This is a genomic window from Microbacterium sp. LBN7 (genome assembly GCF_045690345.1).
Taxonomy (GTDB): Bacteria; Actinomycetota; Actinomycetes; order Actinomycetales; family Microbacteriaceae; genus Microbacterium.
On the sequence record NZ_CP147856.1, the window covers coordinates 3,158,827 to 3,170,863 of the forward strand.

General features: G+C 69.6%; 13 protein-coding genes. 7 read left to right on the top strand and 6 right to left on the bottom strand.

Annotated elements, in window-relative coordinates; genetic code table 11:
- Window positions 1–74 precede the first annotated feature (74 nt).
- Genes LBN7_RS15310 through LBN7_RS15320 form a run of 3 tightly spaced genes read right to left on the bottom strand, consistent with a single transcriptional unit; the run spans window position 75 to window position 3,971 of the window.
- Window positions 75–1,073 carry an NUDIX hydrolase gene (locus LBN7_RS15310; protein WP_407360135.1) on the bottom strand — a complete coding sequence of 333 codons (999 nt, stop codon included), beginning with the start codon at window positions 1,071–1,073 and terminating at the stop codon, window positions 75–77.
- The gene (locus LBN7_RS15315) at window positions 1,070–3,235 is read right to left on the bottom strand and encodes an RNA degradosome polyphosphate kinase (protein ID WP_407360136.1); all 2,166 of its coding nucleotides are present in this window, start codon (window positions 3,233–3,235) and stop codon (window positions 1,070–1,072) included. Before LBN7_RS15315 ends, LBN7_RS15310 begins: the two co-directional genes overlap by 4 nt.
- Window positions 3,236–3,287: 52 nt before the next feature.
- Window positions 3,288–3,971: a response regulator transcription factor gene (locus LBN7_RS15320; protein WP_116635807.1), complete on the bottom strand. Its 684-nt coding sequence runs from the start codon at window positions 3,969–3,971 to the stop codon at window positions 3,288–3,290.
- A gap of 74 nt (window positions 3,972–4,045) precedes the next feature.
- Between LBN7_RS15320 and LBN7_RS15325 the strand changes: the two genes are divergently transcribed.
- The 3 genes from LBN7_RS15325 to LBN7_RS15335 all read left to right on the top strand — a co-directional run bounded on the left by LBN7_RS15325 (window position 4,046) and on the right by LBN7_RS15335 (window position 6,231).
- Entirely contained in the window at window positions 4,046–4,336 is a 291-nt protein-coding gene (locus tag LBN7_RS15325; RefSeq protein ID WP_116635964.1) for a hypothetical protein, read from the top strand.
- Between the two features lie 153 nt (window positions 4,337–4,489).
- The gene (locus LBN7_RS15330) at window positions 4,490–5,092 is read left to right on the top strand and encodes an FABP family protein (RefSeq protein WP_341944862.1); all 603 of its coding nucleotides are present in this window, start codon (window positions 4,490–4,492) and stop codon (window positions 5,090–5,092) included.
- A gap of 17 nt (window positions 5,093–5,109) precedes the next feature.
- Window positions 5,110–6,231, top strand: a complete 1,122-nt coding sequence (locus LBN7_RS15335) for a YgfZ/GcvT domain-containing protein (RefSeq protein ID WP_407360137.1) — start codon at window positions 5,110–5,112, stop codon at window positions 6,229–6,231.
- On the opposite strand, the gene LBN7_RS15340 is transcribed toward LBN7_RS15335, so the two are convergent.
- Window positions 6,228–7,064 carry a class I SAM-dependent methyltransferase gene (locus LBN7_RS15340; protein WP_407360138.1) on the bottom strand — a complete coding sequence of 279 codons (837 nt, stop codon included), beginning with the start codon at window positions 7,062–7,064 and terminating at the stop codon, window positions 6,228–6,230. The genes LBN7_RS15335 and LBN7_RS15340 overlap by 4 nt on opposite strands.
- Window positions 7,065–7,132: 68 nt before the next feature.
- Here LBN7_RS15340 and LBN7_RS15345 point away from each other — a divergent pair, with 68 nt between their 5' ends.
- On the top strand, window positions 7,133–7,882 hold the full coding sequence (locus LBN7_RS15345) for a phosphoglyceromutase (protein WP_407360139.1): 750 nt from the start codon (window positions 7,133–7,135) through the stop codon (window positions 7,880–7,882).
- A 64-nt stretch (window positions 7,883–7,946) separates the two neighbouring features.
- On the opposite strand, the gene phoU is transcribed toward LBN7_RS15345, so the two are convergent.
- Window positions 7,947–8,645 (bottom strand): phosphate signaling complex protein PhoU, encoded by a 699-nt coding sequence (phoU, locus tag LBN7_RS15350; protein ID WP_116635811.1) that lies wholly within the window; start codon window positions 8,643–8,645, stop codon window positions 7,947–7,949.
- A 219-nt stretch (window positions 8,646–8,864) separates the two neighbouring features.
- On the opposite strand from phoU, the gene LBN7_RS15355 reads away from it, so the two are divergent.
- A complete protein-coding gene (locus LBN7_RS15355) occupies window positions 8,865–10,085 on the top strand; it encodes a sensor histidine kinase (protein ID WP_407360140.1) in 1,221 nt (406 codons plus the stop codon).
- A complete protein-coding gene (locus LBN7_RS15360; RefSeq protein ID WP_116635813.1) occupies window positions 10,082–10,765 on the top strand; it encodes a response regulator transcription factor in 684 nt (227 codons plus the stop codon). The genes LBN7_RS15355 and LBN7_RS15360 overlap by 4 nt, the downstream gene beginning before the upstream one ends.
- Window positions 10,766–10,835: 70 nt before the next feature.
- Here LBN7_RS15360 and LBN7_RS15365 read toward each other — a convergent pair whose 3' ends face one another.
- Window positions 10,836–11,375 (bottom strand): DNA modification methylase, encoded by a 540-nt coding sequence (locus tag LBN7_RS15365; protein WP_341944866.1) that lies wholly within the window; start codon window positions 11,373–11,375, stop codon window positions 10,836–10,838.
- Window positions 11,376–11,510: 135 nt separating this feature from the next.
- Between LBN7_RS15365 and LBN7_RS15370 the strand changes: the two genes are divergently transcribed.
- A complete protein-coding gene (locus LBN7_RS15370; RefSeq protein WP_017201416.1) occupies window positions 11,511–11,993 on the top strand; it encodes a CarD family transcriptional regulator in 483 nt (160 codons plus the stop codon).
- Window positions 11,994–12,037: the final 44 nt, after the last annotated feature.

Genomic DNA, 12,037 nt, shown 5'->3' on the forward strand with positions numbered 1-12,037 from the left:
CAGGTGAACGGCAGGTGAACGACGAGCGACTCTCTGGGGCGGACCCGGAGGATTGCGGGGGACGCGCGAGGTCGTCAGACCTTGGGGATGTGGGTCTCGATCGAGATGATGCCGGAGCCGGGGTTCGTGGCGGAGAGGTGCACGACCGAGAAGGCCCCGGGCTCGAGGTCGGCCGCGCTGCTGAGATAGGACCCCTGGATGGTGCCGGTCGCGAGAGCGATCTCCGACAGCAGACCGGGGAGCACGGGGCCGTGACTGCAGAGCACGGCCGGCTTCCCGGCACGGACACGGCGGCCGACGACGGCACGGAGATCGGAGGTGCCGTCCTCCCACGCGTCCTGGCTGATCTTCTCGGTCTTCACGAGTTTGCGATCGAGGGCCTTGGCGAGCGGTCTGACCGTCTCGATGCATCGCACGGCATCGCTGGTGACGATCTTGCGGGCGCCGAAGGCGCGCAGCGGACCCACGATCGAGGCCGCCTGCTTCCGTCCGCGCTCGGTCAGCGGACGCGCGGCATCCGTGCCGTCCCACTCCGACCGCGACAGCGCCTTCGCATGCCGCAGGGCGATCACCGGGAACGTGCGCAGGACGCCGTCTTCGACGAGGTTCGTGAAGAAGTCGAGGATCTCGAGGTCCACCGGGTAGCTGAGCCGCTCCCGCGCCTTCTTGGCGCTCACCCACTCCACCGCGGCGATCTCGCGATTCGGCACGAACGTGGACGTGCGGATCGCGTCGTCGGTCGCCTCGGCGGCCCAGTAGTGCACGACTTTCTGCTTCTGCGAGGCGAGGTGATAGCGGCTCACGCCCACCGGCACGCCCAGGGACACCCGGATGCCCGTCTCCTCGTGCACCTCGCGCACGGCCGTCTCGGCGAGCATCTCGCCCGGGTCGACCTTGCCCTTGGGGAGCGTGACGTCGCGGTACTTCGTGCGGTGGATCAACAGGATGCGGAGCTTGCCGTCGACGATGCGCCAGACCACGGCGCCCGCGGCGTACACGGCCTTATCGGTCCACTTCGACGCCGGGGGCGGCGTCCGCTCGGCCCGGGCCCTCTGCTCCTGCCGGACCGTCATCGCACCGCCCGTGCGCGGCGCCGCCGCTGGATCAACCCCATGGTCTTATCCTGCAGGTCGACGAGCGGCTTGCCGTCGGCATCCTCGGCGTGCCGCGTCCACACGCCCTCCGCGCCGAGGTGCCACGATGTGGTGCCGGCGTCCATGGCGAGGTCGAAGAACGACAGCAGCTCCTTGAGGTGGGCGGGGTCCGAGACGCGCACGAGCGCCTCGACCCGACGGTCGAGGTTGCGGTGCATCATGTCGGCGCTGCCGATGTAGACCTGCGGGTCGCCGTCGTTCTCGAAGGCGAAGATGCGCGAGTGCTCCAGATACCGGCCCAGGATGCTGCGCACCGTGATGTTGTCGCTGATCCCGTCGAGGTCGGTCCGGAGGCTGCAGATGCCGCGCACCCACACCTCGACCTTCACCCCGGCGGCGCTGGCGCGGTACAGGGCGTCGATGATCTCCTCGTCGACCATCGAGTTGACCTTGATGCGGATGTGCGCGGGCTTGCCGGCCTCGGCGTTCTTGCGCTCGGCGTCGATCTGGCGCACCAGGCCCTTGCGCAGGTGGAGCGGCGCGACGAGCAGGCGCTTGAACTTCTTCTCGATCGCGTAGCCGCTGAGCTCGTTGAAGAGGCGGGTGAGGTCCTTGCCGACCTGCGCGTCGGCCGTGAACAGACCGAAGTCCTCGTAGATGCGGCTGGTCTTCGGGTTGTAGTTGCCCGTGCCGACGTGGGAGTAGTGCTGGAGCTTGCCGTCCTCCTCGCGGATGACGAGGGCGAGCTTGCAGTGGGTCTTCAGACCGACCAGACCGTAGACGACGTGCACGCCGGCCTTTTCCAGCTTGCGGGCCCAGACGATGTTGTTCGCCTCGTCGAAACGGGCCTTCACCTCGACCAGGGCGAGCACCTGCTTGCCGGCCTCGGCGGCGTCGATGAGCGCCTGCACGATCGGGCTGTCGCCCGACGTGCGGTACAGCGTCTGCTTGATCGCCAGCACGTGAGGATCGCGGGCCGCCTGCTCGAGGAACGCCTGCACGCTGGTCGTGAACGACTCGTACGGGTGGTGCACGAGCACGTCGGACTTGCGGATCGCCTTGAAGATGTCGGCGCGCGAGTTGGATCCGGTGGGCTGGAAGGCCACGGCCGTGGTGGGCAGGTGCGGCGGGTAGCGCAGGTCCGGCCGGTCGATGCGGGACAGGTCGAAGAGACCGCGCAGGTCGAGAAGGCCCGGCAGGCGATAGACCTCGAGGTCCGTGATGTCGAGCTCGCGGACCAGCAGGTCCATCGTGACCTCGTCCATGTCGTCGGTGATCTCGAGACGGATCGGCGGGCCGAAGCGTCGGCGGAGGAGCTCCGCCTCGAGAGCCTGGATGAGGTTCTCGCTCTCGTCCTCCTCGATCTCCACGTCTTCGTTGCGGGTGAGCCGGAACGCGTGGTGGTCGAGCACCTCCATGCCGGGGAAGAGGTCGCCCAGGTGGTTGGCGATCAGCTCCTCGAGGCGCAGGAACCTCTTGATCTCGCCGTGACCGGGGACCTCGACGAAGCGCGGGAGCATCGGCGGCACCTTGAGGCGGGCGAATTCCTGGCGGCCGGTGCGGGCGTTGCGGATGCGGATGGCGAGGTTCAGCGAGAGACCGGAGATGTACGGGAAGGGGTGGGCGGGGTCGACCGCCAGGGGCATCAGCACGGGGAAGACCTGCGCGCCGAAGTAGTCCGACAGCGCGGAGCGCTCCTCCTCGGTGAGCTCGGACCAGTCGGTGATCTCGATCCCGGCATCCGCGAGGGCGGGACGGACGAGGTCGGTCCATGCCGCGGCATGGCGCAGCTGCAGGGCGTGCGCCTCACGGGAGATGTCGGCGAGGGCGTCGACGGGGGAGCGGCCGATGTTCGTGGGCACCGCGAGGCCGGTCATGATGCGTCGCTTGAGACCCGCGACGCGGACCATGAAGAACTCGTCGAGGTTGCTGGCGAAGATCGCCAGGAAGTTCGCCCGCTCGAGCTCGGGCAGCGACGGATCCTCGGCGAGCTCCAGCACGCGCTGGTTGAACGCCAGCCAGCTCAGCTCCCGGTCGAGGTACCGGTGGTCGGGGAGCAGGGCGTCGGGCGACTCGACGGCGTCGAAGTCGTCGTCTTCGGCGTCACCGAGGCCGGCGTCGGTGAGTGCGGGATCGATCATGGGGTACATCTAATCACCGCGAGGTGACGCGCGTGTGAACGGACCCGATCCGTTACCGGGCTGCCGCCACGGTCTCGTCTTCGTACACGTTGAACCGGTAGCCGACGTTGCGCACCGTTCCGATGATCTGCTCCTGGTCGCCCAGCTTCGCGCGGAGGCGGCGCACGTGCACGTCGACCGTGCGGGTGCCGCCGAAGTAGTCGTAGCCCCACACCTCGCTGAGCAGCTGCTCACGCGTGAAGACGCGCGACGGGTGGGTCGCGAGGAAGTGCAGCAGCTGGAACTCCTTGTAGGTGAGATCCAGCGGCTTGCCGCGCAGCTTCGCGGAGTAGGACTGCTCGTCGATCGTGACGCCCGAGGCCTGCACCCTGGAGGGTTCGGCGACCTCGTCGCGGCGGGCGAGCGCGAGCCGGATGCGCGCGTCGATCTCGGCGGGGCCGGCGGTCACGAGCAGGACGTCGTCGATTCCCCAGTCGCCGGAGAGGGCGCTCATGCCGCCCTCCGTGACGACGAGGAGCAGCGGGGCATCCTGCCCGGTGGCGCGGAGGAGGCGGCACAGCGACTTCGCGCCGACCAGGTCGTGGCGGCCGTCGACGACCACGACGTCATAATCCGGGGCGCTGACGAGCTGTGCCGGTTCGGCGGGGATCTGGCGGACCCGGTGGCTGAGCAGTTCGAGGGCGGGCAGAACCTGCTCCGACAGCGGAGCGTTGGTCAGAACCAGCACCAGGGCCACGCGCACTCCTCACCGGCGCGGGGGTCGACGCCGTGCCGCCATGATACCGGCACCGGATGCGCAACAATGGTGTCATGTCCGAACCAGCGCTCGCACCGCGTAATGCCCTCGTCGGCGTGGTCGCCGTGTGGGTCACCGCCTTCGTCGCGACCGTGGCCGTCGGGATCTTCGTGCCGGAGGAATGGCGCGTCCCGTGGATGCTCGTCGCCTTCGGCGGCATCGTGCTGCTCTCGTTCGCCGTGCAGCTCTGGTACGGCCGCACCCAGGGGTTCATCTTCCGGGTGGCCGGCAGCGTCACGGGCGCGCTCGTGCTGATGGGATTGATCTCGGTCGGCTTCGGCATCGCCGCGCTGCTGCCGACCTGACCTCCGCGTCCCGCCGCGCGGTAAGGTGGAGGCATGGACCTCATGGCGCTCGAAATCTTCTTCATCGGCCTGCTGGGCCTTGCGAGCCTCGCTATCGTCTTCGTCTCGGCAGTGGTTCTGCGCAACCTCTTCCGCGGCCAGCGCTGACGCATCGTGCTCGATCTGCCCACCGACCTCCCCGCCGACCTCGCCCCGCTCGCGTGGCTGATCGGCGTGTGGGAGGGCACCGGTGTCATCGACTACCCCGTCGGCGACGAGCGCCTGCAGGGCGAGTTCGTCCATCGGGTCAGCTTCAGTCATGACGGCGGCCCGTACCTCAACTACTCGGGGACTGCGACGTTCACCGGCGAGGACCAGGCGGTGTCGATCCCGCTGATCGCCGAGACCGGATTCTGGCGCCTCTCGCGCCCGGCGTCCGCGGCGGACCCCGGTCCGGCGCTGCTTCCCCCGCAGGCCGATGTCGTCACCCGCACGGTCGACGACGTCGAGAGCCTGCGCGCGGCGAACGGCGCCTTCCCGATCGAGGTCTCGCTCGCGCATTCCGACGGCATGCTGGAGCTCTACCTGGGCGAGATCAACGGCCCGCGGGTCGACATCGCCTCGGATGCCGTCGTGCGCGCGGCCGGCACGAAGGACTACGGCGCGGCATCGCGCATGTACGGACTCGTCGACGGGCACATGCTGTGGGCGTGGGACATCGCGGCCCTCGGAACGCCGCTGCGCGCGCACGCCTCGGCGCGACTGGCCAAGGTCTGAGACGGGCGGGATCCGACGTGAGCGTGTTCGAGAGCTTCCCCGGAGCCGTCGCCGGCGATGCGGGCATCGCGCATTTCGGCGATCCGTTCCGCGAGCAGCGCCGCCTCGCGGCCGGTGACGCCGTCGTCGCGCTCGACGACCGCACCGCGATCGAGGTCTCGGGTCCGGAGCGGCTCGGCTGGCTCGACTCGATCACCTCGCAGGCGGTCGGTCGCCTGAGCGCGGGAGACAGCACCGAACTGCTGGTGCTCGACCCGCAAGGTCGTGTCGAGCACGCGGCCGGTGTCGTCGACGACGGAACGTCCACCTGGTTGATCGCCGACGCGGCGGATGCCGAGGCGCTCGCGACCTGGCTGACGCGGATGAAGTTCCGCACGCAGGCGAGCGTCGACGTGCGCGCGGACCTGGTGCTGCTGGGCTTCGTCGACGGCGGGTCCGCCGCTCGAGCCGTGCATGCCGCTGCCGCGTCGCACGACCGCCTCCCGCTCGTCTGGGAGGACCCGTGGCAGCAGGTCGCCCTGGGCGGCCACCAGTACGCCGAGGTCGCGGATCACCCCGGCGCCTCGCTCGCGTGGCGCATCGCGGTGCTCTCGCCGGATGCCGCGGACGAACTGGCTGCGACCCTCGACCACGATGCCGCCGCAGGTCTCCTGGCCGCCGAGGCTCTGCGCATCGCCGCCTGGCGCCCGCGCTGGGCGGCAGAGGTCGACGACAGGTCGCTCCCGCACGAGTCGGACTGGATCCGCACCGCCGTGCACCTGAACAAGGGGTGCTATCGGGGGCAGGAGACCGTCGCCAAGGTCCACAACCTCGGACACCCGCCGCGTCGTCTCGCCGCTCTCCAGCTCGACGGCAGCGATGCCGTGCTGCCCGAGCCCGGGTCTCCCGTGTTCGCGGGCGATGACGAGATCGGCCACGTCACCTCGGTCGCCCGTCATCATGAAGACGGTCCGATCGCGCTCGCGATCCTGGCGCGACGCGCGCCGATCGGCGACCTCGTCGTGCGCGCCGACGGCATCGACATCGCCGCCTCGCAGCAGGTGATCGTGCCCGCGGATGCCGGGGCGACTGCCGACATCCCGCGCCTCACGCGGCTGTCACGTCGCCCGTCGGCGCCGGATCCCCGCGCCGCGAGCTAGGCGCGAGGCGAGTCGACCGGCGCCACGGCCGCCCACGGAAGCGTGAGCTCGCCCAGGCGCCAGCGGCTCCGCCCGCCCACGATCGGCCAGCCCTGATCCCGCAGGGCGGCGACCGTCGACAGGAACCGCTGGGTGGCGCCGAACGTCGCGAGCGCGGCCGCCCGATCCCACTCGCGGTCGAGGTCGACGAGGAGGGCGTGGATCCGTTCCCCCGGGACGTTGCGGTGGATCAGGGCCTTGGGCAGCCGCTCGGCGACGATGCTCGGATGCTCGAGCCCGGTCAGGCGCAGCGAGATCGTGAAGCGCACCGGGATCCCGTCGGGCTGCACGTCGGCCCAGCTCGCCACACGACCGATCTCGTCGCACGTGCCCTCGACGAGGAGCCCGTCCGGCGCGAGTCGTGAAGCCGTCGTCCGCCAGGCGGCCGGCACGTCGGCCTCGTCGTACTGGCGCAGCACATTCATCGCGCGGATCACCGCAGGCCGCCGGCCGTCGGGGAGGGGGACCTCGAAGCCGCCGCGCGCGAACGAGACGCGGAGGTCGTGGGGGAAGCCCGTGCGGCCGGCGCGGACCTCGGCGAGCTGGGCATCGGCCGTCGCCACCCGCGCCGGGTCGATCTCGAGACCGCGCACCTCGGCATCGGGTCGGACTCCGCGCAGCCGTGCGGCCAGTTCGAACGCGGTGACACCGCTCGCTCCGTAACCGAGATCGACCACCAGCGGATCCGCGGCACGGCGGAACGCGGGGCTCGCGGCGATCCAGCGGTCGTTGCGGCGCAGCCGGTTCGTCCCGGTCGTGCCGCGCGTCGGCCGGCCGACGGGAGATGACGCCATGAGTCAATCCTCTCCCTCGATGAGCCCTCGGGCCAATCCGGAGCGGCCGTCGCGGATAAACTGGCCGCATGACTGCGACGCGCACCCTGATCCTGCTCCGCCATGGCCGGAGCGAGTGGAACGAACGGAACCTGTTCACCGGCTGGGTGGACGTCCGCCTGAACGAGCAGGGGGAGAAGGAGGCCCGCCGCGGCGGTGAGCTGCTCGCCGAGTCCGGCATCCTGCCCGACGTGCTGCACACGTCGCTCCTGAGCCGGGCGATCCAGACGGCGAACATCGCGCTCGACGCCGCCGACCGGCTGTGGATCCCCGTGACCCGCTCGTGGCGGCTCAACGAGCGCCACTACGGCGCCCTGCAGGGCAAGGACAAGGCGCAGACGCTCGAGGAGTTCGGTCCCGAGCAGTTCCAGCTGTGGCGCCGCTCCTTCGACGTGCCGCCGCCCGTGCTCGACGACGCGAGCGAGTTCAGCCAGGTGAACGACCCGCGCTACGCCGGGATCGACGGAGAGGTGCCGCGCACCGAATCGCTCAAGCTCGTGATCGACCGTCTGCTGCCCTACTGGGAGAGCGCGATCGTCCCCGACCTCGAGGTCGGCAAGACCGTGCTCGTCACGGCGCACGGCAACTCGCTCCGCGGTCTCGTCAAGCACCTCGAGGGCATCAGCGACGCCGACATCGCCGAGCTGAACATCCCCACCGGCATCCCGCTCGTCTACGAGCTCGACGAGAACAACGTCCCCACCGGTCCCGGCCGCTACCTCGACCCGGAGGCCGCTGCCGCCGGTGCCGCAGCGGTCGCCGCGCAGGGCAAGAAGTAGCACCACGCAGAAGAGGAGGGGCGGATGCTGTCACAGCATCCGCCCCTCCTCTTCTGCGTGCGCGTCAGGCGTGCCCGAGCTCCTGCTGCTGCTCGACGGCCAGAGCGATCTCGGCCTCGGAGACCTGCCAGTCGCCCGTGGCGAGGTAGACCATCTTCTTGGCGACCGCGACCGCGTGGTCGGCGAAGCGCTCGTGGTACCGGCTGGCGAGCGTGGCATCGACCGTCGCCGTCGCCTCTCCCTTCCAGTTGTCGCTGAGCACCTTCTCGAAGACGCTGGCGTGCAGCTCGTCGACGTCGTCGTCCGCGTTGCGGATCGTGTCGGCGAAGCGCAGGTCGCCGGTGCGGAGGAGCTCGGAGAGCGTGCGGGAGATCTCGACGTCGAGCTCGCCCATCTTCACGAAGGTCCCCTTGAGGCCCTTCGGGATGGCGCGCTCGGGGAACCGCAGGCGAGCGAGCTGGGCGATGTGCTCGGACATGTCGCCCATCCGCTCCAGCGAGGCGCTCACCCGCAGCGCCGTGACGACGATGCGGAGGTCGCGGGCGACGGGCTGCTGGCGAGCGAGGATCTCGATGGCCTGCTCGTCGAGCGTGACCGCGAGCGCGTCGATCTTGGCGTCGTCGGCGATGACCTCTTCGGCCAGGGCGACGTCGCTGGTCGCGAACGCGCGAGTCGCCTTGTCGATCGAGACCGTGACGAGGTCCGCGATCTCGACGAGGCGGGACTGCAGGTCCTCGAGGGACTGGTGGAAGACTTCGCGCATGGTGGGGCGCAACCTTTCATTGGGATCTCGGCTGTGTGCACGGCGCGAGACGGCGGTTCGTCCGCACGGGGGCGGGTCCACGCTCTCGCGCAGGCCCGAAGAGATTGTGTGCTCCGAAGGTTAACGAACGGTGCCCAGCACGTGAATAGTACTTCTCGCGTTGCCGTCAGGGCGCAGGAACCCGCTGTTCGGACGGTGAACGCACTCTACGCTGGAGTCATGACCCTGCCGCAGCTCGCGCTGTCTTCACTCGCCATCGGGCTGGTGATCGGCATCGGCCTCTCTCTCCTCGTGGTGTGGGCGTACCGTGCCCGCGCGCGGGCCGAGGAGGAGACATCGCTCGCGATCCCCGCCGGGATCACCGATGTCCTCGGCAGCATGGACGACGCCGCCTGCGTGGTCGACTCCTCCGGTCTGGTCCTCGCCGTCTCGCAGGCGGCGACCCGCTTCGGCATCGAGGTCGGCTCCACGCTCGACAACCCCGAGCTCCGCCAGCTCGTGCGCGCCGCGAAGGCGACGGGTGGCTCGACCACCGAGTCGTTCCGCATCACCCGCGGCGGGCTGAGCCTCGATCCGCGGCTCGTCTCGGCCCGAGCGAGCGTGATCGGTGCGCGTCTGGTGCTGCTGATCATCCGTGACGTCACGGAGCAGGAGCGACTCGACCAGATGCGGCGCGACTTCGTGGCGAACACCAGTCACGAGCTGAAGACGCCCGTGGGTGCGGTCAGCCTCCTCGCGGAAGCCATCGAGTCCGCGGCAGACGATCCGGCGCAGGTGCGCATCTTCGCCGCGCGGATCTCCGCGGAGGCCGGACGTCTCGGCCAGCTCACGGGACGGATCATGAGCCTGTCGCGGCTGCAGGCGGAGGGCGGGCTCACCGAGGTCGCCTCCGTCTCGATCGACGAGGTGATCGCGTCGTCGATCGAGGCCCACGTCGTCCAGGCCGACTCCGCCGGTGTGGAGCTCGCCCGCGGCGGCGATCGCGGCGTCTGGGTGCGCGGCGACGCGCAGATCCTGGTCGAGGCCGTCGGCAACCTGATCGCGAACGCCATCGTCTACTCGCCCCGCGGATCGCGGGTCGGCGTCGGGGTCAAGGCCGACGCCGAGGTCGTCGAGATCGCGGTGTCCGATCAGGGCATCGGCATCGCCGAGGCAGACCGCGAACGCATCTTCGAGCGTTTCTACCGCGCGGACGAGGCCCGCTCGCGGCGCACCGGCGGCACCGGTCTGGGATTGTCGATCGTCAAGCACGCGACGCAGCGGCACGGCGGCGAGGTGCGCCTGTGGTCACGTCCGGGTCGCGGCTCCACGTTCACGATCCGGCTTCCCCGGATCGACACCCCCGGGCATATCGACTCGGACAAGAAGAGCAAGAAGAAGCGCGCGCGCAAAGCGGCCAAGGCCGCCTCCGCCCGCGTTCGAAACGGAGAGAGAGCATGACCCGCATCCTTCTGGTCGAGGACGAGCCCGACCTCGCCGACCCCCTCGCCTATCTGCTGCGCCGGGAGGGCTACGAGGTGGAGATCGCCGAGGACGGCCCCGGGGCGCTCACGGCGTTCCGGGAGCGCGGTGCCGACATCGTGCTGCTCGATCTGATGCTGCCGGGGATGCCGGGCACCGAGGTGTGCCGCCAGATCCGGTCGACGTCGGCCGTGCCGATCATCATGCTGACCGCCAAGGACTCCGAGGTCGACATCGTGGTGGGCCTCGAGCTCGGTGCCGACGACTACATCACCAAGCCGTACTCCTCGCGGGAGCTGCTCGCGCGCATGCGCGCGGTGCTCCGTCGGGTGGTCCAGGCCGACAGCGAGCTCGACGAGCGGGTGCTCGACGGCGGACGCGTCTCGCTCGACATCGACCGGCACACCGTCGCGGTCGCCGGCGCTCAGATCAACATGCCGCTCAAGGAATTCGAGCTTCTCGAGGTGCTGATGCGCAACTCGGGCCGCGTGCTCACGCGTGGACAGCTCATCGACCGCGTGTGGGGCAGCGACTACTTCGGCGACACCAAGACGCTCGACGTGCACATCAAGCGCATCCGCTCGCGCATCGAGGAGAACCCGAGCGAGCCGGTGATGCTCGTGACCGTGCGCGGTCTGGGGTACCGCTTCGAGGGCTGAGCCCCCGCGAGACGAAGAAGAGGCCGGCACCCCAGGGGTGCCGGCCTCTTCTGTCTCCGTCAGCGACGGATCACTCCGCGGGAGCGGGTGCGGCGGTGTCGGTGGGGACGGGCGTCGTCGTCGGCTGCGGCGCGCGCTCGCTGACGTCCGGGACCAGGTCCGCGTAGTAGGGGAGTGCGCCGTCGAGGACGGGCACCTCGGTCTTGACGCCGGTGGCGTCGCCCGACTGGAAGTGGATCTCGACCGTCGCGCCCGGCTTGGTGTCGAGATCGACGATGCGGAGGGGCTCCTCGTCGGCACCGAGGCTCACCGTCTCGCCGGCGGGAACCGTGACCGTGAACGGGTCGATGCCCTCGAGGGTGATCGTGAGCGTGGCCTTCTCGTCGGTCGGGTTCACGATCGCGGCGATCAGGTTGCCGACCGAGCCGTCTTCCGTCGCGACGATGAAGACGTTGCGGACGTCGATCGGAGCGTCGGGGTCGGAGACGTTCACGCCGTCCGAGGCGGCGTACTCGATCTTCGTCGCCTGGGGCGAGATGAACGTGCATCCCGTCGCGCCGAGAAGAACGACGGCGCTGAGGGCGGCAGACGCAACAAGGCGCGATTTCACGGGTCCTCCTGAGGTCCGGCGGGGTATCCGCAACCATTCTACGGGTATGCGGGCAGGCGCTCAGGGACGCCGAGGCGCGAACCTTAGCGCATATTCCCTGTGGTATCCTTGAGGTTGCCGAAAGGACACGTTTTTATGCTTTTTGAGGTTGGCGAGACCGTCGTCTATCCGCACCATGGCGCTGCGACCATCATCGAGGTCAAGGAACGCATCATCAAGGGTGAGGCGAAGAAATATCTGAAGCTCAACGTCACGCAGGGCGATCTCATCATCGAGGTTCCGGCGGAGAATGTCGACCTGGTCGGCGTCCGCGACGTGATCGGCAAGGAGGGCCTCGACCATGTGTTCGAGGTGCTGCGCGCCCCGTTCACGGAGGAGCCGACCAACTGGTCGCGTCGTTACAAGGCGAACCTCGAGAAGCTCGCCTCCGGCGATGTCATCAAGGTCAGCGAGGTCGTCCGCGACCTGTGGCGTCGTGACCAGGACCGCGGACTCTCCGCAGGAGAGAAGCGCATGCTGGCCAAGGCGCGCCAGATCCTCATCTCCGAGCTCGCGCTCGCCGAGAAGACCGACGAGGACAAGGCGGGCGCACTGCTCGACGAGGTCCTCGCCTCCTGAGGCGTCGCACGCCTGAGTAACACGTCCACGAAGGGGCGGATGCA